A 25,327-nucleotide genomic window follows, 5' to 3' on the forward strand; every position below is an offset into this window, starting at 1 on the left:
ATCGCGCAGGTCAGAGCGGCCAGACCAGCAAGATCATCGGCACCGCAACCGCGATGATGATGAGCTCCAGCGGCAGCCCCATGCGCCAGTAGTCGCCGAAGCTGTAGCCGCCCGGCCCGAGCACGAGCGTGTTGTTCTTGTGGCCGATCGGCGTGAGGAACGCGCACGACGACGCGACGGCGACCGCCATCAGGAACGGATCCGGCGACACGCCGAGCTGGGTGGCGATCTGGTAGCCGGTGGGCGCGGCCACCACGGCCGTCGCCGTGTTGTTGAGGACGTCGGAGAGCGTCATCGTCACCACCATGACCACGGTCAGGATCACCGCCGCCGGCAGCCCGGCGGTGAGCGTCACGATGCCGTCGGCGATCAGCGCCGTGCCCCCCGCCGCGTCCAGCGCGGCGCCGAGCGGGATCATCGAACCCAGCAGCACCACCACCGGCCATTCGATGTGGTCGTAGACCTCGCGGATCGGCACGATGTCGAGCGCCACGTAGAGCGCCGTCACGGCGGCGAGCGCGATGGCGAGATCGATCAGCCCGAAGCTGGCGACGCCGACGGCGACCGCGAACAGGCCCGCCGCCAGCCACGCGCGGTGGCCCTGGGTGACGCTCAGGCCGCGCGCCGCGAGCGGCAGCGCGCCCAGCCACGAGATGACATCGTCCATGCGTTCGGCCGGGCCGTAGAGGAGCAGGATATCGCCGGCCCGCAGCGTCAGGCCGGGGACGCGGCCGTTGATGCGCTTGCCCTGACGCGACACGCCCAGCAGGCTGACACCGTGGAAGCGCAGCAGCCCGATCTGCTTCACCGAGCGGCCGTCGACGCGGCTTTCGCGGGTGACGACGGCCTCCGACAGCGTCATGTCGCTGCCGCCGAGGTCCTCGATGACGTTGCTGCCGACCACCGAAAGCTCGTGTTCGCTGCGGACCCGGTCGAGCGTGTCGGGGGCGCCTTCGACGAGCAGGAGGTCGCCTGCCTGGATGATGGCCGCGCGGGCGCGGCCCGGCAGGGTCTTGCCGTCGCGGATCAGGCCGAGGATCGCCACGTCCGTGTCGGCGGTCTTTTCGGCCAGTTCGCTCACCTGGCGCCCGATCGACTTGGACTCCTCCGGCACCTCCAGCTCGGCCACGTAGTCGTTGATGGCTGCCAGCGCGTCGGGTGCTGCGCCCTCGCGTTTCGGGATGAGGCGCCAGCCCACGAAGGCGACGAAGGCGAGGCCGACGGCCGCGCAGACGATGCCGACGGGCGCGAAGTCGAACATGGAGAAGGGCGTTCCCTCCACCTGGCCGCGATACTGGGCGACGATGATGTTCGGCGGGGTGCCGATCATGGTGACGAGGCCGCCGAGAATGGTGGCGAAGGAGAGCGCCATCAGGGTCGCCCCGGCGGGTCGTCCGGCGCGCTTGGCCGCCTCGATGTCGACGGGCATCAGCAGCGCGAGCGCCGCGACGTTGTTGATGAAGGCCGAGAGGGCGGCGCCGATGCCGCCGATGGTCACCACGTGCCGGGGCACGCTGCCGCCGGTCTGCCGGACCGCGCGGGCGATCACCGTGATCGCGCCGGCGTTGACCAGGCCGCGCGAGACGACCAGCACCAGCGCCACGATGAGGGTGGCCGGATGGCCGAAGCCGGTGAACGCCAGGTCGGTCGGGACGGCGCCGATGATCACGCCGATGATGAGGGCGGTGAACGCGACGAGGTCGTAACGGAAGCGTCCCCAGATCAGAAACGCGAAGACGACGACGAACAGGCCAAAGAGCGCACCCTGCTGATAGGTCATCGTCGGAGAGGGTCCCTGGAAGGAAGGAGGAAAGCGGCGTGGCGACCGTTGTCGCCAAGGGGCGATGGTCCGTCAACACCCGAGCGCGCGCGATGGATCCATGCGGCGGATCGGGCCCGCTTCTTCGCGGCAGGACCGGGCTGGCCCTGATGGCTGGCTGGATGCGACGATTGCGGGGCGTGGGCAAATCAGCCGGGATATGGCGATGGGCAGGGAGGACCGCTTGGAGCGCGACACCGAAATTCTGTTCTGGCGACGCACGGACGTGGCGGGGCTGGAGCGCATGGTGCTCCGCGTCGGCGCCGAGGCCGTGACCGCCGAGGCGACGATCCTCTGCCTGGAAGACGGCGGCTTCGAGCTCGCCCATCGCTGGCGGCTCACCCCCGACTGGCGCGCGCTCTCGGTGCAGGTCGAGAAGGTGGGGCCGGCGGGCCGCACCGCGCTCACGCTGGAGCGGGTGGACGGCGGCTGGGCCGTCGATGGGACACGCCGGGCGGAGCTCGACGGCACGGACGAGCCCGATCTCTCCGTCACCCCCTTCTGCAACACCCTGCCGATCCGGCGGATGGTCGGGGAGAAACGGCGGAGCCTGACCCTCGAGACCTGTTACGTGGATGCCGCCTCGATGACGGTGGCACGCTCTCGCCAGAGATACGACCGGCTGGGGCCGGCGCGCCTGCGATACGTCGACCTCGGCCTGTCGGCAGGCTTCGAGGCGGATCTGGAGGTCGACGAACGGGGGCTGGTGATCCGCTACGAGCATCTGTTCGAGCGGGTGGCGCCGCTCTGAGGGCGGCGCCGGCTTTCAAGCGCTGCGGACGCTATCTCCGGTCCGGATGCATCGGGCGCTCATGCGAGCGCCCGGACAGGCCGCGTGGAAAGCCGGCTCAGCCGAATTTTCCGTGGCAGTGCTTGAACTTCTTGCCCGAGCCGCACGGGCACTGCTCGTTGCGGCCAACCTTGCCCCACGTCCGCGGATCGTTGGGGTTGCGGTTGGCGGCCGGGACCGTGTCGACCGGAGCGGGCGTGGGCCTGCTGCGCTGAGGCGCCGCGCCGTTGCCGCCGGTCCGCGCGCCCTCGTAGGCGAGCTCCGCGTCGGCAAGCTCCATCTCGTCCTCTCCGGTGGTCGGATCGGCGTGATGGGCGTGCATCTCCGGCATGTCGGCATCGGTCGGCGGGGGCGGGGCCTGCTGCAGCTCGATGCGGGCGAGCTGCGTCGTGGTCATTTCCCGCAGGCTCGCGAGCATCGCCTCGAACAGCGAGAACGCCTCGGTCTTGTACTCCTGCAGCGGATCGCGCTGGGCGTAGCCGCGGAAGCCGACCACCGACCGCAGGTGATCGAGGGTTGCCAGGTGCTCGCGCCAGAGGTGGTCGAGCATCTGGAGGATCACCGACTTCTCGACCTGGCGCCACAGATCCGGGCCGTACTTGGCGACCTTGCGGGCGGCGGCCTGGTCGACGGCCTTCACGAGGCGGTCCTTGACCTCCTCGTCGGCGATGCCCTCTTCCTTGGCCCAAGCGTCGACTGGGAGGTCGAGGTTCAGCACCTGCTGGACGGCGAGCTTCAGGCCGTCGGTGTCCCACTGTTCCGGATATGCCTTCTCCGGAATGTACTTGGCGACGAGGCTTTCCACCACGTCGTAGCGCATGTCGGCCACCGTCTCCTGGACGGTTTCGCCGGTCATCAGCTCGAGCCGCTGCTCGAACACGACCTTGCGCTGGTCGTTCATCACGTCGTCGTACTTGAGGACGTTCTTGCGCTGGTCGAAGTTGCGGGCCTCGACCTTCGACTGGGCCTTCTCGAGCGCGCGGTTGATCCACGGGTGGACGATCGCCTCGCCCTCCTGCAGGCCGAGGCGCTGGAGCATGCCGTCCATCCGGTCGGACCCGAAGATCCGCATCAGGTCGTCCTGCAGCGACAGGAAGAACTTGGAGTGGCCGGGGTCGCCCTGGCGGCCGGAGCGGCCGCGCAGCTGGTTGTCGATGCGCCGGCTCTCGTGGCGCTCGGTGCCGACCACGTAGAGGCCGCCGGCGGCGAGCGCGCGTTCCTTGAGCTTGGCGACCGCCGCGCGGATCTCCTGTTCGCGCTGTTCGCGCTCGGGGCCCTCCGGCATCTCGGCCAGTTCCTGGGCGATGCGCAGGTCGGCGCTGCCGCCGAGCTGGATGTCGGTGCCGCGGCCGGCCATGTTGGTCGCGATCGTCACCGCGCCGGGGATGCCGGCCTGGGCGATGATGTGGGCCTCCTGCTCGTGGTAGCGGGCGTTCAGGACCTGGAAGACCTTGGCGGCGTCCTTGGCGTCGGGGTCGTAGAGAGCGGAGAAGTCGCGCTGGCGATAGCCGGCCTTCTTCAGCGTCTCCGCGAGGATCTCCGACTTCTCGATCGAGGTGGTGCCGACGAGCAGCGGCTGGCCGCGCTCGTGGCAGTCCTTGATGAGCTCGATGATCGCCGCGTATTTCTCGTCCGCCGTGCGGTAGACCTCATCGTCGTCGTCGATGCGCGAGACCGGCACGTTGGTCGGGATCTCGACGACCTCGAGGTTGTAGATGTCGAGGAATTCGTCCGCTTCCGTCAGCGCCGTGCCGGTCATGCCGGCCAGCTTGTCGTACATGCGGAAGTAGTTCTGGAACGTGATCGACGCGATCGTCTGGTTCTCGGGCTGGATCGCGACCTTTTCCTTGGCCTCCAGTGCTTGGTGCAGGCCGTCGCCATAGCGCCGGCCGGGCATCATGCGGCCGGTGAACTCGTCGATGATGACGACCTCGCCGCTCTTCACGATGTAGTCGCGGTCGCGCTGGAACAGCTTGTGGGCGCGCAGCGCCTGCTGCAGGTGGTGGACGACGGAGACGTTCTCGATGTCGTAGAGCGACTCGCCCTTCAGCTGTCCGGCGGCGCCGAGCAACTGCTCGAGCTTCTCGTTGCCGGCCTCGGTGAACGAGGCGGAGCGCTGCTTCTCGTCGAGCTCGAAGTCCTCGTCGGTGAGCTGCGGGATGAAGGTGTCGATGGCGGTGTAGAACTCGGAGCGGTCCTCCAGCGGACCGGAAATGATGAGCGGCGTGCGCGCCTCGTCGATGAGGATCGAATCCACCTCGTCGACGATCGCGAAGGCATGGCCGCGCTGGGCCATCGTGCCGATCTCGTATTTCAGGTTGTCGCGCAGGTAGTCGAAGCCGAATTCGTTGTTGGTGCCGTACGTGATGTCGCAGGCATAGGCGGCGCGGCGCTGGTCGTCGGACATGCCGTGCACGATCTTGCCGACGGTCAGGCCCAGGAACCGGTAGACCTGGCCCATCCAGTCGGCGTCGCGCGTGGCCAGGTAGTCGTTGACCGTGACGACGTGCACGCCCTTGCCGGAGAGCGCGTTGAGATAGGTCGGCAGCGTGGCGACGAGGGTCTTGCCTTCGCCGGTCTTCATTTCGGCGATGCCGCCACCGTGCAGCACCATGCCGCCGATCAGCTGGACGTCGAAATGCCGCTGGCCGAGCGCCCGCCGGGCGGCCTCGCGGACGGTTGCGAACGCGGGCACCAGCAGATCGTCGACCGACTTGCCGGCCGCGATCTCGGCGCGGAACGCCTGGGTGCGCGCCCTGAGGGCATCGTCGTCGAGAGCCCGGACCTCGGGCTCCAGTGCATTGATGGCTTCCACGCGGCCGGCAAAGCTCTTGAGCTTGCGGTCGTTCGCGGTACCGAACATCTTTCGGGTCAGTCCGCCGAGCCCGATCATGGCCGCTCTAACCTCCGAGGGGGACAGTGAAATTTTAAGCCGGCTGGGTGCCTCGCCGGAAGCCCCGGGGTCGACCTCTTCGACCGATATGGGAATACGCTTGCCGGACGGGGAGGACCAATCGCGGGTCACACGAGGTCCGAGGCGGCAGCCGAGACATAAGAGGGGGTCTGGTGGTTGTCAACGTGACCGCTTTCGGACAGTGTGCCGGCGCTTCGGGTGGCGACGCTCGATTTCGGAAAGGCAGAATTAATGCGCATCACCCCCTTCGCCCGCTCGTGCCTGCTTGCTGCAGCGCTGGCTATCCCCGCCGCCACTGCGACAATGGCGCAGGATGTCGCCCGCGTCGGCGACGTCACGATTACCGACGCCGACGTGTCGCGGGCCAGCGAGATGCTGGCCTCCCGTCTGGCCCAGGTGCCCGAGGAGCAGCGGCGCGAGGTCGTCATCCAGGCGCTCATCGACCTGCAGGTGATGGCCAATGCGGCCCGCGCGGCCGGCATCGACCAGACCGACGACTACAAGATCGAGCTGGCGTTCCTCCAGGCCCAGGCCCTGCGCGACATCTATTTCGAGCAGAAGATCGAGCAGGCGGTCACCGAGGACGACGTCCGGGCCCGCTACCAGGAAGAGATCGCCAAGCTGGACCCGCAGGAAGAGGTCAAGGCGAGCCACATCCTGGTGGAATCCGAGGACGAGGCGAAGAAGCTGATCGCCGAACTCGATGGCGGCGCCGATTTCGCCGAGCTGGCCAAGGCCAACTCCACCGGTCCCTCCGGCCCCAACGGCGGCGAGCTCGGCTACTTCGCCAAGGGCCAGATGGTCCCGGAATTCGAGGCGGCCGCCTTCGCGCTGGAGCCGGGCACCTACACCGAAACGCCGGTGAAGACCCAGTTCGGCTACCACATCATCAAGGTCGAGGATAAGCGCACCCAGGAGCCGCCGGCGTTCGAGGATGTCCAGGAGCAGCTGCACGATGCGATGGTCCGCGAAGCCCTGACCGCCCGGCTTGCCGAGCTCAAGGCCGCAGCCGAGATCGAGCGCCTCGACGCCGCCCCGGCCGATGCCGCGACCGATGGGGCCAGCGACGCCGAGACCCCGGCTTCGTCCGACGCTCCGGCTGCCACCGGCAAAAGCCAGTAGAAGACGAGGCGGATCGATGTCGAGCGCCGTTTCCCCGTTCGCCCCGGCCCGGTTTCCGGACCTTCCGGCCATTCCGGGTGTGCGGATGGCCACGGCCCAGGCCGGGATCAAGTATCCCGGCCGGACCGATGTCCTGTTGATGGCGTTCGACCCCACAACGACGGTGGCGGGCGTGTTCACGCGCTCCAAGTGCCCGTCGGCGGCGGTGGACTGGTGCCGCGCCAATGTCGGCAACGGCACGGCGCGGGCGCTGCTCGTCAATTCGGGCAACGCCAACGCCTTCACCGGCAAGAAGGGGCTGCAGGCGGTCACCATCTCCGGCGACCTGGTGGGCGAGGCGCTGTCGGTGCCGGCCAGCGACGTGTTCCTCGCCTCCACCGGCGTCATCGGCGAGCCGCTCGACCCGTCGAAGTTCGAGGCGGTGCTCGGCGGCTGCGTGCAGCAGCTGGCGGGTGACGGCTGGGAACTGGCCGGCCGGGCGATCATGACGACCGACACCTATCCGAAGGGGGCCACCCGCACGGCGGACCTCGGCGGCGGCGTCACCGTCACAATCAACGGCATCGCCAAGGGCGCCGGCATGATCGCGCCGGACATGGCGACGATGCTTTCCTTCATCGCCACCGACGCGGCGATCGCGCCCGGCGCGCTTCAGCGGATGCTGCAGGCCGGCGTGAAGGACACCTTCAACGCCATCACCATCGATTCCGATACGTCTACCTCGGACACGGTCCTGCTGTTTGCCACCGGCGCGGCCGGCAATGCGCCGATCGAAAGCGCGACCTCGGCGGCGGCGCGCCGCTTCCGCACCGCCCTGAACGAGGTCCTGGAGGATCTCGCCCACCAGGTCGTCAAGGACGGCGAGGGCGCCCGCAAGTTCGTGACGGTTACCGTCGAAGGGGCCCAGTCGGCCGGTTCGGCGCGCACCATCGCGCGCTCCATCGCCAACTCGCCGCTGGTCAAGACGGCGATCGCCGGCGAGGACGCCAACTGGGGCCGTGTGGTCATGGCCGTCGGCAAGGCCGGCGAGCCGGCCGAGCGCGACAAGCTGGCCATCTGGTTCGGCGACGTGCGCGTGGCCGTCGAGGGCGAGCGCGATCCGGACTATTCCGAGGACGCCGCTTCACGGATCATGCAGCAGCCGGAGATCACCATCCGCGTCGATCTCGGCATCGGACGCGGGTCGGGCACGGTATGGACCTGCGACCTCACCAAGGAATACGTCGCCATCAACGGTGACTACCGGAGCTAGCCGCATGGCCGCCGAAGCGACTGTCCCGGCCCGCATGGTGCTCGTTGTCGCCTGCGCGCTCGTGGACGTCGACGGCCGCGTGCTGATGGCGCAGCGGCCCGAAGGCAAGGCGCTTGCCGGGCTCTGGGAGTTCCCGGGCGGCAAGGTGGAGCCCGGCGAACGGCCGGAAGAAACGCTGGTCCGCGAGCTCGACGAGGAGCTCGGCATCGCCGTCACGCCGCCATGCCTGGCGCCGCTGACCTTCGCCAGCCACGCCTATCCGGACTTCCATCTCCTGATGCCGCTCTATGTCTGCCGGCGCTGGGAGGGCGTGCCCCAGGGTCGCGAAGGCCAGCCGCTGCGCTGGGTCCGGCCGAAGCGGATGCGCGAGCTGCCGCTGCCGCCCGCCGACGAGCCGCTGGTGGCCCACCTCATCGATCTGCTGGGCTGAGCCGCCGCCGGGCGGCCCGTCATTCTCCGGAACGAATGGCCGAAATCGGCCATTTCGCGTGACCTCCGTCACCATTTCGCGCGTTGTCGGGGTCGGTTTCCCGCTCGCGTGACCGGCGTCACTTCGTCGCAGCGGCGCTCTCCCCATTCTCTCGTCATCGGCAGGGATGGTCCCGCCGGACAGGAGGAGAGAGAGCCATGTTTGCGAGAAAGACGATCATTCTGATTGCCACTACGTTCGCCGTTGCCGGCGGGTCGATCGGTGCCAATGCGGCACCGGTGTCGGGCGCGGGTGCCGCCACCACGGTCGAAGACCGGACGGTGCTGGTGAAGAAGAAGGGCGGCGGCCATGGCGGGCACCACGGTCACGGTGGCCATCATGGCAGGTACTACGGTCCGGGCTATCCGGCCTGGGGTCCCGGCTATGTCGGCTTCTATCCGCCGCGCCGCTGCCGGATCGAGCGGGTGAAGGTCTTCGACCCCTATCTCGGCCGGCGGGTCTGGGTGAAGGAGCGCGTCTGCTTCCGGGCCTACTGAGCGCCCATGACGGAGCACGTGCCGCGGCGCCCACCGGACGACACGTCCGGGGGCGTCGTGCGTCTGGCGGGCGCATGTGGCGACCGGCGCTCGTTCGCGGCTAGAATGACGGGATTCGCCGCAAGTCAGGAATGCCCATGCCCGTTACCCGCGCCGACCTGCTCGCCCGGCTGTCCAGCCTCGGCATCGATGCGCCGACCACCGAACACGAGGCGGTGTTCACGGTCGGGGAGTCGGAAGACCTCCACCATCGGATTCCCGGCGGCCACTCCAAGAACCTATTCCTGAAAGACAAGAAGGACCGCGTGTTCCTGGTCTCCGTGCCGGCCGACGCGACGGTCGACCTGAAGCGGATCCACACGCTCATCGGTGCCCAGGGGCGCGTCAGCTTCGGCAAGCCGGAGCTCATGATGGAGCTGCTGGGCGTCGCGCCCGGGTCGGTGACGCCGTTCGGCATCGTGAACGACGGCGAGGGGCGGGTTACGGTCATTCTCGACGCCGCGCTGATGGCGCACGAGACCGTCAATTTCCATCCGCTGGAAAACACCGCCACCACGTCCATTGCCCGGGACGATCTGGTCGCCTTCCTGACGGGCGAGGGGCATCCGCCGCAGATCCTGGCGGTCAGCGAGGAAGCCATCGCCGCCGGTTTGTAATCGGCGCAGCCGCGACCCATCTCACGATCGGGGCGACGATGCAGGGGCCAGGACACATCCCGAGGGGTGGAGGTCAGGTGCGCGCCGTCGTGCATGGAGACCCGGGGGCGGGTGACAGCCGACGCCCGATCGTGGTGTAAGTCCCGTCAGGACGAAGACACGTCGAATGCTCGGCAGGAACAGGAACATTCCATGAGTGACACTCCGATCCTTCTCGGAAGCGACGGTCGCCAGATCGCGAGCGCGACGCCGGCCGGCGCCGACGCCGCGGCGAATGACGGCGTCATCATCGAGTCCACCACGCGCAACTTCGCCGTGGACGTGCTGGAAGCGTCGCGGACCGTGCCGGTCCTGGTCGATTTCTGGGCGCCGTGGTGCGGTCCGTGCAAGCAGCTGACGCCGATCCTGGAGAAGGTCGTGCGCGCGGCGGGCGGCGCGGTGCGGCTCGTAAAGCTGAACATCGACAACGATCCGCAGATCGCCCAGCAGCTCGGCATCCAGTCGATCCCGGCGGTCATCGCGTTCAAGGACGGCCAGCCCGTCGACGGCTTCATGGGCGCGCTTCCCGAAAGCCAGGTGAAGCAGTTCGTGACGCAGATCGCGGGTCCCGGCGGTCCGGGCGCCGCCGTTGCCGAGGCGCTCGCGCAGGCCGACGCATTGCGCCAGTCCGGCGATCTGCCGGCAGCCGTCGAGCTCTATCTCGACATCCTCCAGCAGGATCCGGGTTCGGTCGAGGCGATCGCCGGCCTGGCGTTGTGCCAGGTCGAGGCCGGTGACATCGAGGACGCGCGGCAGACGCTGGCGATGATCCCCGAGGAGCTGAGCAAGGATCCGCACGTGGCCGCGGTCCACGCGGCGATCGCGATGGCGGACGAGGCGGCGGAAGCCGGCGACGCGTCCGCGCTCGAGGCGCAGGTCCAGGCCAATCCGGGCGACCACCAGGCCCGGTTCGATCTCGCCGTGGCGCTGGCCGGCAGCGGCGCGCGCGAGAAGGCGGTCGAGCACCTGCTGGCGATCATGGCCGCCGATCGCGACTGGAACGACGCCGCGGCGCGCACCAAGCTCGTGTCCTTCTTCGATGTCTGGGGGCCAAAGGATCCGGCGACGATCATGGGTCGCCGGAAAATGTCGTCGCTGCTCTTCTCCTGACCTATATGCCGGATAGAACTCGGGATCGGGGGCGGCCCGACAATCCAGAGGGTCAGGCGATGCGTGCAGGTAACAAGAGTTATGAACGACCGGCAGACGTGCCGGTGGTGGTACCGGTCTTCCCGCTGACGGGGGCCTTGCTGCTGCCGGGCGTGCAGATGCCGCTGACCATCTTCGAACCGCGCTACGTGGCGATGATCGACGCGGCGCTGCGGGCGGACCGCGTCATCGGCATGGTGCAGCCTAGATTCGACGATGGAATTGACGAGAGCGACGACAATCCGCCGATCTGCGAGGTGGGCTGCCTCGGTCGCATTTCCGCGTTCCAGGAAATCGGCGACGGGCGCTATCTGATCACGCTGTCGGGGATCACGCGCTTCCACATCGAGGAAGAGCTGACGACCACGACGCCGTTCCGGATGTGCCGGATCTCCACCGATACCTATGCCCGCGACCTCGGCATGGCGCGGGGCGAGGACGGTGTGGACCGCGACGCGGTGATCAAGGCGTTCCGGGACTATCTGTCCGCCAACGACCTCCAGGCGGACTGGAAGAGCGTGCGCGAGGCCTCGAACGAGATCCTCGTCAACACGCTGGCAATGATGAGCCCGTACGGTCCGGCCGAGAAGCAGGCGCTGCTCGAGGCCCCCGACCTGAAGGCCCGCGCCGAGACGCTGGTGGCGATCACCGAAATGGAGCTCGCCCGGTCCGGCGGCGACGACAACCCGACCATCAACTGAGTGCGGCGGCCTGGGCCGCCGCACTCATGTTTCCTGGAGCGAACGATGAGCGAGACGAAACAGAAGATCGATCCGAAGCTTCTGGAAATGCTGGTGTGTCCGCTGACCAAGACAACCCTCGAATACGACGCGGCCAACCAGGAGCTGATCTCCCGCGCCGCCAAGCTCGCCTATCCCATCCGCGACGGCATCCCGATCATGCTGCCCGACGAGGCGCGCGCGCTGGACGTTTGACGACCGGCGGATTTGTTCCGCCCAAGCGTCACTTTCTTTTTGCAAGGCGCCCCTCGACAATCGGGCCGGAGCGCCCATGTTGACCTGAACGGCTGACCGGGTATCAGGCAACGGAGGGTGACCTTGAACGGATCGACAGCCAATCTGCGGGCCGTGAAGGCCGCGCTTTCCGAGTCCACGGCACTGTTTCAGCGCACGCGCGCGCGGACGCTGTCCCTGGTCGACGGACTGACGCCGGAGGATCTGGTCGTCCAGTCGATGGAGGATGCCAGCCCGGCCAAATGGCATCTGGCCCATACAAGCTGGTTCTTCGAGCAGTTCGTCCTGAAGCCCCACGTGCCGGGTTACAGCTTCTTCGACGAGCGCTACCTCCATCTCTTCAATTCCTATTACGTGCAGGCCGGCACCCGCTTCGCGCGGCCGAAGCGGGGTCTGGTGACGCGCCCGACCGCCAGCGAGGTGATTGAGTACCGCGCGGCGATCGATCACGCGGTCGGCGAGCTTCTGGAGCACCCGCCCGAGACGTCCGCCGGCGAGGTCGCGGCGCTGATAGAACTCGGCTGCCATCACGAGATGCAGCACCAGGAGCTGCTGCTTACCGACCTCCTGCACGCGTTCTCCTTCAATCCGGAACAGCCGGCCTATCGCGCGCCGGAGCCGCTGGCGGTCACCAACCGGTCCCGGGACCTCGAGTGGCAGGCCTTCGAGGGTGGCCTCGTCGAGATCGGCCACGACGGCGACGGCTTCGCCTTCGACAACGAGGGGCCGCGCCACAAGGTCTACCTTGAGCCGTTCGAGCTGGCCGGCCGGCTTGCCACCAACCGCGAATGGCAGGCGTTCATGGCCGACGGCGGCTACGAGCGCCAGACGCTGTGGCTCTCCGACGGCTGGGCCGTGCGGGAGGCCGAGGGCTGGACGGCGCCGCTCTACTGGTTCGACACCGACGGGGAGTGGTGGAGCTTCGGCCTGCGCGGCGCCCAGCCGGTCGATCCCGACGCGCCGGTGACCCACATCAGCTACTACGAGGCCGACGCGTTCGCGCGCTGGGCCGGGTGCCGGCTGCCGCGCGAGGCGGAGTGGGAGCACGCGGCGGCGAGCGTTCCGGTCGACGGCCACTTCGTGGAGGCGGCCCACTTCCGGCCGCGGCCGGCGCCGGGGCCGGGCCTCACCCAGATGTACGGCGACGTCTGGCAGTGGACGCAGTCGGCCTACACCGCCTACCCCGGCTTCGTGCCGCCGGAGGGGGCGATCGGCGAATACAACGGCAAGTTCATGGTCAATCAGTGGGTGCTGCGCGGCGCCTCGTGCGCCACGTCGCGCGCCCACGCGCGGGCCAGCTACCGCAACTTCTTCCACCCGCACCAGCGCTGGCAGTTTTCCGGGCTCAGGCTCGCGCGCGACGGCTGACCGGGCGGAACCCCTTCACATCACGCAAGTTCAGACGGTGGTGCCGGTAAACCGGCGCCGCCGCGTTCATCGACCGGAGGATCGCCGATGGCTCTCGCCCAGACCGCAACCGCAGACGACCTGATCGAGCCTGCCCCTTTCGACGAGGATTTCGCCGTTTCCGTCATCGCCGGCCTCTCCGCCTCGCCGAAGACGCAGGAGCCCAAGTGGCTCTACGACCCGCTGGGCGCCAAGCTGTTCGAGGCGATCTGCGAGGTCGAGAGCTACTACCCGACCCGCATGGAGATGTCGGTGCTGGCCGAGCGCGCCGACGCGATCGCCGCCAGCCTCGGCGACGACCTGATCGTGATCGAGCCGGGCAGCGGCGAGGGCGTCAAGGTGCGCGTGCTGCTGGAGGCGCTGGGCGAGCGGGCATCGGTCTACGTGCCGGTGGACATCGCCGCCGACCAGCTGGTGGCGCTGGCGCAGACCATCAGCGCCGCCTATCCGCAGATGCTGGTGGCCCCGGTGGTCGCCGACTTCACAGGCGCGTTCACGCTGCCGGGCGACCTGCCGGAGGGCCGTCGGGTGCTGTTCTTCCCCGGCTCGACCATCGGCAACTTCGAGCCCGACGCCGCCGCGGGGCTCCTGGAACGGCTGCGGGTGGAAAGCCGGGCCGACGCCATGCTGATCGGCATCGACACCTGCAAGGATCCCGAGCGCCTGGTCGCCGCCTACGACGACCCGGCCGGCGTGACGGCGTCGTTCAACAAGAACCTGTTGAGTCGCATCAACCGCGAGCTCGGCGGCACGTTCGATCTGGACGCGTTCCGCCACGAGGCGCGCTTCGTGCCCGAGAAGGGCTGCGTCCAGATGCACCTGGTGTCGTTGCGCGATCAGACGGTGGAGGTGCTCGGCGAGCGCTTCAGCTTCGCCGAGGGCGAGAGCATCCACACCGAGAGCTCCTACAAGTACGCGCCCGAGGAGTTCGCCGCGCTCGCGGAGCGGGCCGGCTGGACGCCCGAGACCTACTGGACCGACGACGAGGGGCTGTTCAGCCTGCACCTGGTCCGCGCGGCCGCCTGAGGCCGCGCCTGGCTTTCCTGACCGGCGGGAGAGCCGCCCCCGCCTTTCAGAGAGGCGCGTTGAGCCTACGCGATCGTCGGTGCGGGCAGCCCGCGCCGGCGGCACGCCGCCATCACCGTGTTCACCAGCAGGAAACCGATGGTCATCGGGCCGACGCCGCCCGGCACCGGCGTGATCGCGCCGGCGACGGCCTTCGCCGCCTCGGTGTCCACGTCGCCGACGATCCGGGTCTTGCCCTCGCCGCGCTCCGGCGCGGCGATGCGGTTGATGCCGACGTCGATGATGGTGGCGCCCGGCTTGATCCAGTCGCCCTTCACGTAGTTCGGACGGCCCACCGCGGCGACGAGGATGTCGGCGCGCCGGCAGAGGTCGGCCAGGTCGCGGGTGCGCGAATGGGCCATCGTGACCGTGCAGTTCTCGTTCTGCAGCAGCAGCGAGACCGGCTTTCCGACCAGGATCGAGCGGCCGATGACGACGGCGTCGAGGCCGGAGAGATCGCCGCCGCGCGCCTGCTTGGCGAGATCGACGCAGCCCTGGGGCGTGCAGGCGACCAGCGCGGAGCGTCCGAGAACCAGCAGCCCGGCGTTCATCGGGTGCAGGCCGTCGACGTCCTTGGCCGGGTCGATGGCGATCACCACCCGGTCGGTGTCGATGTGCTTAGGCAGCGGCATCTGGACGAGGATGCCGTCGATCTCGGGATCGTCGTTGAGCCTGCCCACCAGCGCCAGCAGGTCGTCCTCGGAGGTGTCGGCGGGCAGCCGATGCTCGATCGAGCGCATGCCGGCCGCTTCGGTCCGCCGCACCTTGTTCGACACGTAAATGTCGCTGGCCGGATCGTCGCCCACCAGCACGACGGCGAGACCCGGGGTCACGCCGTGCGCGGCCTTGAGGCCAGCGACGGCTTCGGTGACCTTGGCGTCGAGGGCGGCGGCGCGGCTCTTGCCGTCGATGATGGTGGCGCTCATGCGGGGGCTCCGGTCGGTCGGAAGGATGCTGTCTTCCTAGAACATGCGGCGCCGGCGAGAAATCACCGCCGCGGCAGAATCAGGAATTTTGATCGGCGTCAGTCTGGTGGCTGATCGCTTTCCGGTTCACGCCGCAGGAAGGGATCTGCAGGCGGCCTCAAGCGTATCGGGGTCGCCTTCCATCCGCACGGTCTTGATCCGTGCCGTGTGGCCGGAACGCAGCGAGACGGCGGATTTCGGCAGGCCCATGGTCTTGGCGAGCAGGGCCTCGAGCGCCTTGTTGGCGGCACCCTTGTCCGGGACCGCGCGCACCCGCACCGCCAGCACCTCGCTGCCGTCCGACAGGGCGCGGACGCCGTCGACGGCGTCGCGGTCGGCCCGGGGCGTCAATCGGACGCGGACGGTCACCGCGTCATCGGTGCGGTCGAAGAGGCGGTCGGAAGCGATGGTCGGCCTCCTCGTCAGCGGGGGCGGCTGCCCGTTGGTTCTCGCCGTGCCCGTTCAGATCGCGCCGCCCGGGTGGGGAGACCTGAGCCCAAAAGGCCCTAGAGAATCAGCGGCACCAGGTTGTTGACGATCAGCTGCTGGAGGAAGAACAGCAGCAGCAGCAGGACGATGGGGGAAATGTCGATGCCCCCGAGATCCGGCAGGATGCTGCGGATCGGCCGCAGGACCGGCTCGGTCAGCCTGTACAGCGTATTCCCGATCATCGCGATGAACTGGTTGCGCGGATTCACGACGTTGAACGCGTAAAGCCAGGAGAAGATCGCGGCTCCGATGATGATCCAAGTGTAGAGCTTGATTGCGAGCAGGAGAACCTGAATGAGCGACAGCATGCTGGCTCCAGCCGGTGTGGTCTCGATGGTCCGCGCGCCGTCGTGCGACCGGCGGGGCGTGTGGCAACAGACCGTCACATAACGGTCGCCCCCGCCCGCCGCAAGGTACGGCGGGCAAGGCTGTCGTTCGGGCTCAGCCCCGCAGGACGCCGCCGGTCGCCTTGGCAACGGCGGCGACGACCTTGGCGCCGACGGCGTCGATCTGTTCGTCGGTCAACGTCTGGTCGCGCGGCTGCAGCGTGATCTCGATGGCGATCGACTTGCGGCCCGCCTCGATGCCGGCGCCGCGATAGATGTCGAACACGTCCACGCCGGCGATCAGCGTCTTGTCGGAGCCGCGGGCCGCCTTCACCAGATCGGCCGCCTCGACCGCCTCGTCGACGACGAACGCGAAGTCGCGCGCCACCGGCATGAGGTCGCTGATGGCGATCGCCGGCTTCACCTTGGTGGGCTTCTGCTTGGTCGGCGGCACCGCGTCGAGATGAAGCTCGAAGACGACGACCGGACCGTCGGCGTCGAGAAGCTCCAGCACCTTCGGATGCAGCTCGCCGAAATGGCCCAGCACGATAGGACCGAGACGCAGGGTGCCCGAGCGACCCGGATGCATCCAGGACGGGGCGTCGCGGCTGATCTGCACGCGCTCCGACGGGGTGCCGATGGCGGCGAGCACGGCAAGCGCGTCGGCCTTCGCGTCGAACACGTCGACCGGACCCGAGTTGCCGGACCAGTGCCGTCCGGCGCCGTCGGGCTTCGCGGTTCCGCGCCGCACGCCCGTGGCGGCCGTCTTCTGGTCATTGGGCTGGTCGCCGAGGAAGACCTGGCCCACCTCGAAGATCGGCTGGTCGGGCATGCCGCGGTCGGTGTTCTTCTGCAGCGCGCGGACCAGGCCGGGGACCTGGCTGGGGCGCATGTCGGAAAGGTCGCTGGCGATCGGGTTGGCGAGCGCGAGTTCCGGCTTGCCGCCGCCGAACGCTTCGGCGTGGGGCCGGGAGACGAAGGACCAGGTCAGCGCCTCGACGAAGCCGCGCGCCGCCAGCGTGCGCCTGGCCTGCCGGGTGCGCACCTGAATGGGCGTGAGCACCTTGCGGGACACCGGCGAGAGCCGGGGCATCGGCTGGGACGGAATCTCGTCGACGCCGACGATGCGGATGACTTCTTCCACCAGGTCGGCCTTGCCCTCGACGTCGGCGCGCCAGCTCGGGGCGGTGACGTCGAGCACGTCGCCCGATCCGGCGACTTCGAAGCCCAGCGACGACAGGATCTCGACGATCCGCTCGTGGGGCACGGTCAGGCCGGAGAGGCGCTTCACCTCGGCGACCGGGAACGCGATCGTCCGCCGCTCGGCCGGGACCTCGCCGGCCAGCACCACGTCGGAGGCGGTGCCGCCGCACAGGTCGAGCACCATCTGCGTGGCGAGCTCGAGCCCCGCGAGGGTGAAGGCCGGATCGATGCCGCGCTCGAAACGGAAGCGCGCGTCGGAGACGATGTTGAGGGCGCGGCCCGTGCGGGCGATCGACAGCGGGTCCCACAGTGCCGATTCGATCAGCACCTCGGTGGTGTCCTCGGAGCAGCCCGTCTCCTCGCCGCCCATGACGCCGCCGATCGACTCGACGCCCTTCTCGTCGGCGATCACGCACATGGTGTCGTCGAAGGTGTAGGTGCGGCCGTCGAGGGCAAGCAGCGTTTCGCCGGCGCGGGCGCGGCGGACCGTGAGATTGCCGTGCACCTTCGCCGCGTCGAAGACGTGCAGCGGCCGGTTGCGGTCGTAGGTCAGGAAGTTGGTGATATCGACCAGCGCGTTGATCGGGCGCATGCCGATGGCGATCAGCCGGCGGCGAAGCCAGTCGGGCGACGGGCCGTTCTTCAGGCCGGTCACCTTGCGCATGGCGAAGGCCGGGCAGATCGGGTTGCCCTCGGGGAAGGACAGGGTCACCGACACCGGGCAGGGGCCATTGCCCGCGACCGCGGCGATCGGGGCGTCCTTCAGGGTGCCGAGGCCGGCGGCCGCGAGGTCGCGCGCCACCCCCGACACGCCCAGGCAGTCGGCGCGGTTCGGGGTGATGGCGATCTCGATCAACGGATCGTCGAGGCCGGCCCAGGTCGCGTACGGCATGCCCACCGGCGTGTCGGCGGCCAGGTCGATGATCCCGGAGTGTTCGTCGGAGAGCCCCAGCTCGCGCTCAGACAGCAGCATGCCGTGGCTCTCGACGCCGCGGATCTCGCCGACCTTCAGGTCGACGCCGGTGCCGGGAACGTGGGTGCCGGGCGGGGCGAACACGCCGACGAGGCCGGTGCGGGCGTTCGGGGCGCCGCAGACGACCTGGATGGGATCGCCGGTGCCGGTATCGACCATGCAGACGCGCAGCCGGTCGGCGTTGGGGTGCTGCTCGGCCGAGATCACCCGGGCGATCACGAACGGCGCCAGCGCCTCGCTTGCATCGGTGACGCCTTCGACCTCGAGGCCGATCATCGTCAGCGTGGTGACGATCGTGTCGAGGGAGGCCTCGGTCTCGAGATGATCCTTCAGCCAGGACAGTGTGAACTTCATCGTGGGAGCACTTCGACGGTGGAAAAACGGGTCGATCCGGTTCGGGCTTGATCTAGAGCATTTTTGCTTCGCGTGTCACCCGGCGATCGGCAATCGCGCCGAACCGGGGCGGGGCCGTGGGGTCCCAACCGGGATCGTCCCGGCGGATAGCCTACGGTCCGTCGATCGAGGGCGCCGTCTTTTGATGCGCGAATCCCGCATTGCTGGATTGTCGGCCCGGTCCTTGATCGCCGGCGGGCAACGCGCGACAAAGAGCGCCCTGCCGGCCTGCTTCCGCGCTTTCCGCTCCGCAGCCTCCAACGACAACAAGAAGATCAGACGCCGATGTTCGCGGATCCCATCTACACGCTGCCCGTCATCGCCGCGATCCTGGGGCTCTACGTGGTCGGCGGCTTCGTCAAGGGCGCGGCCTCGTTCGGGCAGCCGATGGTGACGATCTCGGTCGCCGTGCTGTTCATTCCGGTGCCCTCCGCCATCGCCATCGCGGTGGTGCCGTCGTTCCTGGCGAACCTGGTGCAGGGCTACGCCAGCCGCGAGGTGGCGCCCCAGCTGAAGCCCTACTGGCCGTTCTACGTCGCGCTGGTGACCGGCATCCTGATCGGACTCCGGATCTTCGCCTCGCTCGACCAGGGGGCGCTCCAGGCGATCATCGGGACGCTCCTGTTGCTCTTCTCGGCGACGCAGCTGGCCGGCGTCTCGCCGCCGCTGAGCCCGCCGCCGAAGCCCGCCACGCTGGCCTTGACCGGCCTGATCTCGGGGCTGTCCGCCGGCACCACGTCGTTCGTGGCGTTCCCCTCGCTCCCGGTCTTCATTGCCTACCGGCTCGACCGCAGGCTGTTCGCCCTGGTCACCTCGGTGATGTTCTTCATCACCATGCTCATCGTCGGTGGCGGACTGACGGCGCTCGGCCTGTTCGGCCGCGGCGAGCTGATCATGGGGCTCGCCTGCTGCATCCCCTCGTTCTTCGGTCAGAAGCTGGGGCTGCGCATGCGCGACCGGATGTCGGTCACGGCGCTGCGCCTGTTCGTCAACATCGTGCTCGCCTGCGTCGGGCTCGGGCTGGTGCTGAAGTATTTCGGCATCGGGTTCGGCTGACCGCGCCCCCGGCTTTTCGCGCCTTCGGTCAGTCGGTGACGCTCAGCCGGTCCATGGCGATCTCCAGCACGCCGAAGCGGGTCGGGATCTTGATGCGGACGGGCACCAGGAACACCGTGTCGGTGCCCGGCTCGGGCAGCGGCGCCAGCCAGACCTCCATCCCGGTATTCTCCTGCAGTTCGCGGATCTCGCGCTTGTTGCGGCGGTGGCCGGCGACGGGCGTGTAGTCGATCCGGCAGACGAAGACCGGCCCCTGATAGGCCTCGTCGCCGCCGTCGTAGCGGTCGCGGCGCTTCGGCGACAGCTTCACGTCGTAGCGCTGTTCGCCGTCGAAGATCGGCACGGTGCGGTCGCACGACCGGGAGTCGGCCGGCGCCTTCACCTGCCAGATGAGGGCGGAGACCGGGTCGATGATGCCGCGCTTGTCGGCGTCGGTCAGCACCACCCGGTCGGGCTCGGGATCCTTCTTCGGCTTCTCCGGCGTCACCGTCAGGCTCGACACCGCGTTTCCGCGGATGGTCATCGCCAGCCGCTCGTCGTCGTCGCCTTCCATCCAGCGGTAGCCGTAGGACGCCGGAACCGGCCGCTCGCCGGCCATCCGGCCGGTGGCGGTGGCGGTGCCGCGGGCGTCGGTGATGATGCGGCTGAGCCCGCTCGCCTTGCCCTCGCCGGACAGTGCGTAGGAGCTGTCCGTCACCTCCGCCGTGACGCTGGATTCACCGATCTTGTAGCCGGCGATCGAGATGTCGAAGCGGCTCTTGAAGGTGGCGGCGGACGCCGGCTGGACGGCAAGCGCCGCGGCCAGGGCGGCGGCCAGCGCGGCGCGGCGGCCAGTTTGGCGGTGCGCTCGAAGTGTCGGTCGGTTGCTCATCGCGGTGGTGCCCATGACCCTGTTCGTCTCGATCCTGGCATCATCTAAGTTGGCACCGGGACATATCCAGGGCGACAGGCGCGTGCGCGTGTCGCGGAGGCTTCCGGAGTCCATCGGGACATGCTTTAGGGTGTGGTTCGCGTCCGCCGGTCGGAACTGGCCGCGCGCCGCTTGAGAAGGGGAGGGTTTGGATGCTCACGCTCTATTACGCGCCGGGAACCTGCGCGCTGGCCGTCCACATCGCGCTGGAGGAAGCCGGTGCGACCTACGATCTCCGCCGGGTGGATTTCGCCAGCGGCGAGCAGCGCACCCCCGAATACCAGAGCGTCAATCCGAAGGGGCGCGTGCCGGTGCTGGCGACCGATCGCGGCCTCCTCACCGAGACGCCGGCGCTGCTGGCCTGGATCGCCCAGACCTATCCCGAGGCCGGCCTGGCCCCCGTCGACGATCCCTTCGCCTTCGCCCGGATCCAGTCGTTCAACAGCTATCTCTGCTCGACGGTCCACGTGGCGCACGCGCACCGGGTCCGCGGAAGCCGCTGGGCCGATGATCCGGCCGCCATCGAGGCGATGCAGAAGAAGGTTCCGGAGTCCGTGGGCGCCTGCTGCGAGATGATCGAGGCGCACATGCTGGAGGGCCCGTGGGTGTTCGGCGAGACCTACACGATCTCCGATCCGTACCTGTTCACCATCTCGCGCTGGCTGGAGGCCGACGGGGTCGATATCAACCGCTTCCCCAAGCTCTCCGCACACTTCCGGCTGACCTCCGAGCGGGCGGCGGTGAAGGCGGCGCTGAAGCAGGAAGCGATCTGACGCCGGCGGCGAACGGCCGGGCGGTTTGCCCGGCCGATCAGAGGCTCGCGTCCTCGATCCCGATGCGGCGGTAGGCCGCCTCCACGAACGCGTAGCAGGCAAACGCGACCAGCCCCAGGGCGACGGCGAGGAGGGCGAGCCAGCCGAACGGCCGGCCCTGGATCCAGCCGAGCGCGTCCTCCAGGCCCGGCGCGTCGCCGGCGTCGTAGATCCCGCCGCCATAGAAGGCGAGGATGCCGATGACGATGAAGATGACGCCACGGGCGATCAGGCCAAACGAGCAGATCGGCTTGACCAGGCCGCCCTTGTTGAACTCCGGGCGCAGGTACTTCTCAAAGCCCGCCGTGTAGCCCTTGCGGATGTGGGCAAGCCCGATGCCGACCGGCACCAGCGCCAAAGCGAGCGCCACATAGCGGCCCCAGGCCTGGCCGAACAGCCACGAGAGCCACCCGCTGGTCGGGTCGCCGCCGCCGCCACCGTCGCCGCTGGACAGTCCGAGGCTGAACACGAGCCCGGCCGCGAAGACCGCGAGACCGATATGGATGAGGCCGCTGGCGAACATGGCGAAGCGGATCACCAGGCCCTTGCCGTCGGTGCCGTGGTCGTCGGGATCGCCGATCGCCTGAATGAAGCGCCACCCGGCGAACGCCACCAGGCCGAGACCGACGACGGCGAGCAGCACGCCGCCGAAGGGCTGTTCGAGCATCTTCTGCAGGGCGCCCTTGGTGTCCTGGGTGTCTCCCGAGCCGACCGCCGCCAGAATCGCGAAGAATCCCACGACGAGGTAGACGACGCCGCGCGCTGCATACCCGCCGCGCGCCGCCCAGTTCAGCCCGTTCGATACGTCCATGAAATAATCAAGCCTCTCCGCACCCTGTCAGCACCAACGTCCCGCCACGCGGGGGGTTCCTTGCGAAGGGTGAGCGAACTGCCCCCGGATGCTTCTTGAAGGGCCGGCGCGGAGGCTTGATCCGGCACCAAAGCGGGCGGTGGGGCAATCCAACCGGTGGGCGGGAAAGAGAACATCTTCCGACTTTTTCCGTAGCCGCCGGAACCGCTTGCGGTCAAAGTGCCACACGGGAGAGGGATGGCACGCCGATGGTGGGCCAGGCCCGGCGACGTTGGATAAGAGGGTTCATCAAATGTGCAACGACCACGACACTGGCCTGACGCGGCGCGGGCTTCTGGGTGCGGGTGCATTCGCGGCGACGGCCGCAGCCGCCGGCAGCTTCGTGCTGCCGGCCTCGGCGCAGACGGCGACCGCCCCCGCAGCCGCTCCGAATGACATCGATCCCGACGAGGCGCTGAAGCGCCTGATGGATGGCAACGCTCGTTACGCTGCCAACACGTCGCAGAACAAGGACTTCTCCGCCGGCCGGGCAGCCCGTTCCGGCGCCCAGTATCCGTTCTGCGGTCTGGTGTCCTGCGCCGACTCGCGCGTTTCGCCAGAGCTGGCCTTCGACCAAGGTCCCGGCGAGCTGTTCGTCGTCCGCGTCGCCGGCAATTTCGTCGATGTGAGCGGGCTTGCCAGCATCGAGTACGGCGTGGCGGTTCTGGGCATTCCGCTGCTGGTCGTGCTGGGCCACTCCAACTGCGGTGCGATCGACGCGACCATCAAGGTCATCCAGACCGGCACCGAGCTGCCGGGTCACATCCCGTCCCTCATCGACGCGCTGAAGCCGGGCGTCCAGAAGGCTCTCGACAGCACGCCGGCCGATCCGATGGTGGCGGCGACCGCCGAGAACGTCCGCTACAACGTGGAGAAGCTGAAGACCGCGACCCCGATCATTTCCGAGGCCGTCTCCTCGGGCAAGGTGAAGGTCGTGGGCGGCGTCTACAACATCGCGACCGGCAAGGTCGATCTGGTCTGACGCGACTTCCCGCGAAGCGGACACCGGGCCGCCGTCCGGAGAAGCGGTCGGGCTATCGCTGACCGCGATGGCCAAACTGCGGGCATCGCGGCAGCATCACAAGGCTACGGGGGTCCGGTCGCGTGCGGCCGGACCCCTTTCGTTTCTCAGGGCCGGGCAGGGATCTCCAGTCCGCGCTGCACGGCCGGCCGCGCCATGCAGCGGTCGAACCAGGCCGGAACGCGCGACAGGCTGTCGTAGCCGACGAGGTCGCCCGCTCCGTAGAAGCCGACGAGGCCGCGCACCCAGCCGACCATCGCGATGTCGGCGATTGTGTACTCGTCCCCCATGATCCAGTCCCGGCCCTCGAGCCGGGTCTCGATGACGCCGAGCAGGCGCTTCACCTCGTTGACGAACCGCTCGAGCGGGCGCTTGTCCTCGATGTCCTTGCCGGCGAACTTGTAGAAGTAGCCGAGCTGGCCGAACATTGGGCCGATGTGGCCCATCTGGAAGAAGACCCACTGGATCGTCTCGTAGCGCAGCGCCGGATCGGCGGGCACGAGCTTGCCGGTCTTGTCGGCGAGATAGACCAGGATCGCGCCGGACTCGAAGAGCCCCATCGGCTTTCCGCCCGGCCCGTCGGGGTCGATGATCGCCGGGATCTTGCCGTTCGGATTGAGGGCCAGGAATTCCGGGCCCCAGGTCTCGTTCTCCATGATCGAAACCGTGTGGGCCTCGTAAGGCAGCCCCATCTCTTCCAGCGCGATGGAGATCTTCACGCCGTTGGGCGTGGGGAACGAATAGAGCTGCAGACGGTCGGGATGCTTGGCCGGCCAGCGCTGGGCGACCGGAAAGGCGGAGAGATCAGTCATCGATGGCTCCGGTGGGTGTCGGGAAGACGCGGAACGCGATCGGTCCCGCGCGGTCGCCGCAGCCTACCAGAACTGCTGAGATCGGATAGGGATAGGCGGGCGCTGGCAGCGCGGCCGCGTCAGCCTCCGGCCGTCGCATGGGTGGCCGGCAGGGAGCCCTCCAGCGCCTTGTACATGATGGTGGTGGCATCGAGCCGCGCGCCCGTCGGGTCCAGGCAGTAGCCGGGGATCGTGCCGGCGGCCACGTAGCCCATCGAGGCATAGAGCGGCTCGGCGAAATCGCCCGTCCGCGTGTCGAGGGTGATGAGCGTTCGTCCAAGCGTTCGGGCGCGCTCCTCCACGGCCTTCATCAGGGTGCGCGCGATGCCGCGCCGGCGGGCGTCGGGATGCACCAGAAGCTTCGCGACCTCGGCGCGGTGCGCCTGGTTCGGCGGGGTGTCGGCATCCAGCTGCACGGTTCCGAGTATCCGCCCGGCGCTCTCGGCGATCAACACGGTGCGGGTCCCGGCGCGAACGGCGGGCAGCACCTTCCGCTCCCAGAATGCCTCCGCCTCCGCGGGGGCGAACGGCCAGATGAAGTTGACGCTCGCGCCCGCCGCCACGCAGGCGTGCAGCAGTGCGCCGAGTTCGCCGAGGCGCATTTCCAGTGCATCGGCGGAAAGGGTTGAGACGGCGACGTCGGCGGTCGGATGCATGGGCGGATCTCACACCATGAAGAGAAGATAGCGGGCGCCCGCATCGGCCGGCGTCGTGAACGCGCTCGGGCCGTGGAGCTGGTAGCGCAGGCAGTCACCCGGGCCGAGCGCGTGGTCGACGTCGCCGACCCTCACCGTCAGCCGTCCGTCGAGCATGACCAGATGGTGTTCCAGCCCCGGGCGCGGCGGCGCGGCGTAGGCGATGTGGCTGCCGGGCCGGAGCGAGCCTTCGATGACCTCGCCCGCCAGCATCTGGGACGGCGGCGACACCGACCGGCGCTCGAAACCCGTCTCGGGATCGGTCCAGAGGGATTGGGCTGCCTGCGGGAGACGGGCTTCGAAGTCGCCTTCGACGAGGTGCATGAGTCGCGACAGGGTCACGCCGAAAGCCGCGCACAGCCGGCCGAGCACGTTGGCGGTCGGGCTCACCTCGCCGTTCTCAAGGCGCGACAGCGTCGCCCGGCTCACCCCGGTCCGGGCGGCGAGCTGGTCCAGCGACCAGCCGCGCTCGTGCCGCAGCGCCTTCAGCCTGCTGGCCATGCGGACGTCTAGGTCCGAAGATGAGAGAGAAATTTCCATATATGAGAAATTGGCGCGCCGTTTGCGGGTTGTCAATGTCCTTCGGGCAGGACGTGCCAATTGCGGGGGACGCCAATGGGGCCGCTCCCC

At 68.7% G+C, this 25,327-nt stretch carries 25 protein-coding genes; 14 read left to right on the forward strand and 11 right to left on the reverse strand.

The annotated features are described in order from the left end of the window. Positions 1-10: 10 nt before the first annotated feature. Complete coding sequence (locus AB7M35_RS15430; protein ID WP_453961246.1) at positions 11-1,780, reverse strand: SLC13 family permease; 1,770 nt, start codon at positions 1,778-1,780, stop codon at positions 11-13. Between the two features lie 205 nt (positions 1,781-1,985). On the opposite strand from AB7M35_RS15430, the gene AB7M35_RS15435 reads away from it, so the two are divergent. Next, positions 1,986-2,570: a putative glycolipid-binding domain-containing protein gene (locus AB7M35_RS15435; protein WP_453961247.1), complete on the forward strand. Its 585-nt coding sequence runs from the start codon at positions 1,986-1,988 to the stop codon at positions 2,568-2,570. A 97-nt stretch (positions 2,571-2,667) separates the two neighbouring features. On the opposite strand, the gene secA is transcribed toward AB7M35_RS15435, so the two are convergent. Continuing rightward, on the reverse strand, positions 2,668-5,502 hold the full coding sequence (gene secA / locus AB7M35_RS15440) for a preprotein translocase subunit SecA (RefSeq protein ID WP_453961248.1): 2,835 nt from the start codon (positions 5,500-5,502) through the stop codon (positions 2,668-2,670). A 252-nt stretch (positions 5,503-5,754) separates the two neighbouring features. Between secA and AB7M35_RS15445 the strand changes: the two genes are divergently transcribed. The 10 genes from AB7M35_RS15445 to egtD all read left to right on the forward strand — a co-directional run bounded on the left by AB7M35_RS15445 (position 5,755) and on the right by egtD (position 14,114). Continuing rightward, positions 5,755-6,645: a peptidylprolyl isomerase gene (locus AB7M35_RS15445; RefSeq protein ID WP_453961249.1), complete on the forward strand. Its 891-nt coding sequence runs from the start codon at positions 5,755-5,757 to the stop codon at positions 6,643-6,645. Between the two features lie 16 nt (positions 6,646-6,661). Further along, positions 6,662-7,897: a bifunctional glutamate N-acetyltransferase/amino-acid acetyltransferase ArgJ gene (gene argJ, locus AB7M35_RS15450; protein ID WP_453961250.1), complete on the forward strand. Its 1,236-nt coding sequence runs from the start codon at positions 6,662-6,664 to the stop codon at positions 7,895-7,897. 4 nt (positions 7,898-7,901) lie between these two features. Beyond that, entirely contained in the window at positions 7,902-8,327 is a 426-nt protein-coding gene (locus tag AB7M35_RS15455; RefSeq protein ID WP_453961251.1) for a (deoxy)nucleoside triphosphate pyrophosphohydrolase, read from the forward strand. 197 nt (positions 8,328-8,524) lie between these two features. Beyond that, positions 8,525-8,863, forward strand: coding sequence for a hypothetical protein (locus AB7M35_RS15460; protein ID WP_453961252.1), 339 nt, complete (start codon positions 8,525-8,527; stop codon positions 8,861-8,863). Positions 8,864-9,000: 137 nt separating this feature from the next. Continuing rightward, positions 9,001-9,519: a prolyl-tRNA synthetase associated domain-containing protein gene (locus AB7M35_RS15465; RefSeq protein ID WP_453961253.1), complete on the forward strand. Its 519-nt coding sequence runs from the start codon at positions 9,001-9,003 to the stop codon at positions 9,517-9,519. Positions 9,520-9,711: 192 nt separating this feature from the next. Then, positions 9,712-10,668, forward strand: a complete 957-nt coding sequence (gene trxA, locus AB7M35_RS15470; RefSeq protein ID WP_453961254.1) for a thioredoxin — start codon at positions 9,712-9,714, stop codon at positions 10,666-10,668. Between the two features lie 59 nt (positions 10,669-10,727). Next, on the forward strand, positions 10,728-11,408 hold the full coding sequence (locus tag AB7M35_RS15475; RefSeq protein ID WP_453961255.1) for an LON peptidase substrate-binding domain-containing protein: 681 nt from the start codon (positions 10,728-10,730) through the stop codon (positions 11,406-11,408). A 45-nt stretch (positions 11,409-11,453) separates the two neighbouring features. Continuing rightward, positions 11,454-11,642: a Trm112 family protein gene (locus tag AB7M35_RS15480; RefSeq protein WP_453961256.1), complete on the forward strand. Its 189-nt coding sequence runs from the start codon at positions 11,454-11,456 to the stop codon at positions 11,640-11,642. 123 nt (positions 11,643-11,765) lie between these two features. Further along, the gene (egtB, locus tag AB7M35_RS15485) at positions 11,766-13,049 is read left to right on the forward strand and encodes an ergothioneine biosynthesis protein EgtB (RefSeq protein ID WP_453961257.1); all 1,284 of its coding nucleotides are present in this window, start codon (positions 11,766-11,768) and stop codon (positions 13,047-13,049) included. A gap of 87 nt (positions 13,050-13,136) precedes the next feature. Next, the gene (gene egtD, locus AB7M35_RS15490; protein ID WP_453961258.1) at positions 13,137-14,114 is read left to right on the forward strand and encodes an L-histidine N(alpha)-methyltransferase; all 978 of its coding nucleotides are present in this window, start codon (positions 13,137-13,139) and stop codon (positions 14,112-14,114) included. A gap of 65 nt (positions 14,115-14,179) precedes the next feature. On the opposite strand, the gene folD is transcribed toward egtD, so the two are convergent. The 4 genes from folD to pheT all read right to left on the reverse strand — a co-directional run bounded on the left by folD (position 14,180) and on the right by pheT (position 18,463). Continuing rightward, the gene (gene folD, locus AB7M35_RS15495; RefSeq protein WP_453961259.1) at positions 14,180-15,079 is read right to left on the reverse strand and encodes a bifunctional methylenetetrahydrofolate dehydrogenase/methenyltetrahydrofolate cyclohydrolase FolD; all 900 of its coding nucleotides are present in this window, start codon (positions 15,077-15,079) and stop codon (positions 14,180-14,182) included. 126 nt (positions 15,080-15,205) lie between these two features. Continuing rightward, positions 15,206-15,526 carry a DUF167 family protein gene (locus AB7M35_RS15500; RefSeq protein ID WP_453962545.1) on the reverse strand — a complete coding sequence of 107 codons (321 nt, stop codon included), beginning with the start codon at positions 15,524-15,526 and terminating at the stop codon, positions 15,206-15,208. A 98-nt stretch (positions 15,527-15,624) separates the two neighbouring features. Next, a complete protein-coding gene (locus tag AB7M35_RS15505; RefSeq protein ID WP_453961260.1) occupies positions 15,625-15,915 on the reverse strand; it encodes a YggT family protein in 291 nt (96 codons plus the stop codon). 133 nt (positions 15,916-16,048) lie between these two features. Further along, positions 16,049-18,463 (reverse strand): phenylalanine--tRNA ligase subunit beta, encoded by a 2,415-nt coding sequence (gene pheT, locus AB7M35_RS15510; RefSeq protein ID WP_453961261.1) that lies wholly within the window; start codon positions 18,461-18,463, stop codon positions 16,049-16,051. 324 nt (positions 18,464-18,787) lie between these two features. Here pheT and AB7M35_RS15515 point away from each other — a divergent pair, with 324 nt between their 5' ends. Further along, on the forward strand, positions 18,788-19,558 hold the full coding sequence (locus AB7M35_RS15515; RefSeq protein WP_453961262.1) for a TSUP family transporter: 771 nt from the start codon (positions 18,788-18,790) through the stop codon (positions 19,556-19,558). 28 nt (positions 19,559-19,586) lie between these two features. Here AB7M35_RS15515 and AB7M35_RS15520 read toward each other — a convergent pair whose 3' ends face one another. Further along, a complete protein-coding gene (locus tag AB7M35_RS15520) occupies positions 19,587-20,444 on the reverse strand; it encodes a DUF3108 domain-containing protein (protein ID WP_453961263.1) in 858 nt (285 codons plus the stop codon). Between the two features lie 176 nt (positions 20,445-20,620). On the opposite strand from AB7M35_RS15520, the gene AB7M35_RS15525 reads away from it, so the two are divergent. Continuing rightward, on the forward strand, positions 20,621-21,241 hold the full coding sequence (locus AB7M35_RS15525) for a glutathione S-transferase family protein (RefSeq protein ID WP_453961264.1): 621 nt from the start codon (positions 20,621-20,623) through the stop codon (positions 21,239-21,241). Positions 21,242-21,278: 37 nt separating this feature from the next. Here AB7M35_RS15525 and AB7M35_RS15530 read toward each other — a convergent pair whose 3' ends face one another. Continuing rightward, a complete protein-coding gene (locus tag AB7M35_RS15530; protein ID WP_453961265.1) occupies positions 21,279-22,091 on the reverse strand; it encodes a DUF1206 domain-containing protein in 813 nt (270 codons plus the stop codon). Positions 22,092-22,383: 292 nt separating this feature from the next. On the opposite strand from AB7M35_RS15530, the gene AB7M35_RS15535 reads away from it, so the two are divergent. After that, positions 22,384-23,112 carry a carbonic anhydrase gene (locus AB7M35_RS15535; RefSeq protein WP_453961266.1) on the forward strand — a complete coding sequence of 243 codons (729 nt, stop codon included), beginning with the start codon at positions 22,384-22,386 and terminating at the stop codon, positions 23,110-23,112. A gap of 146 nt (positions 23,113-23,258) precedes the next feature. On the opposite strand, the gene AB7M35_RS15540 is transcribed toward AB7M35_RS15535, so the two are convergent. The 3 genes from AB7M35_RS15540 to AB7M35_RS15550 all read right to left on the reverse strand — a co-directional run bounded on the left by AB7M35_RS15540 (position 23,259) and on the right by AB7M35_RS15550 (position 25,198). Continuing rightward, the gene (locus AB7M35_RS15540; RefSeq protein ID WP_453961267.1) at positions 23,259-23,963 is read right to left on the reverse strand and encodes a glutathione binding-like protein; all 705 of its coding nucleotides are present in this window, start codon (positions 23,961-23,963) and stop codon (positions 23,259-23,261) included. Between the two features lie 119 nt (positions 23,964-24,082). Beyond that, positions 24,083-24,658, reverse strand: coding sequence for a GNAT family N-acetyltransferase (locus AB7M35_RS15545; RefSeq protein ID WP_453961268.1), 576 nt, complete (start codon positions 24,656-24,658; stop codon positions 24,083-24,085). 9 nt (positions 24,659-24,667) lie between these two features. Further along, positions 24,668-25,198 (reverse strand): helix-turn-helix domain-containing protein, encoded by a 531-nt coding sequence (locus tag AB7M35_RS15550; RefSeq protein WP_453961269.1) that lies wholly within the window; start codon positions 25,196-25,198, stop codon positions 24,668-24,670. Positions 25,199-25,327 lie beyond the last annotated feature (129 nt).

The sequence above is a fragment of the Amorphus suaedae genome (assembly GCF_053629675.1).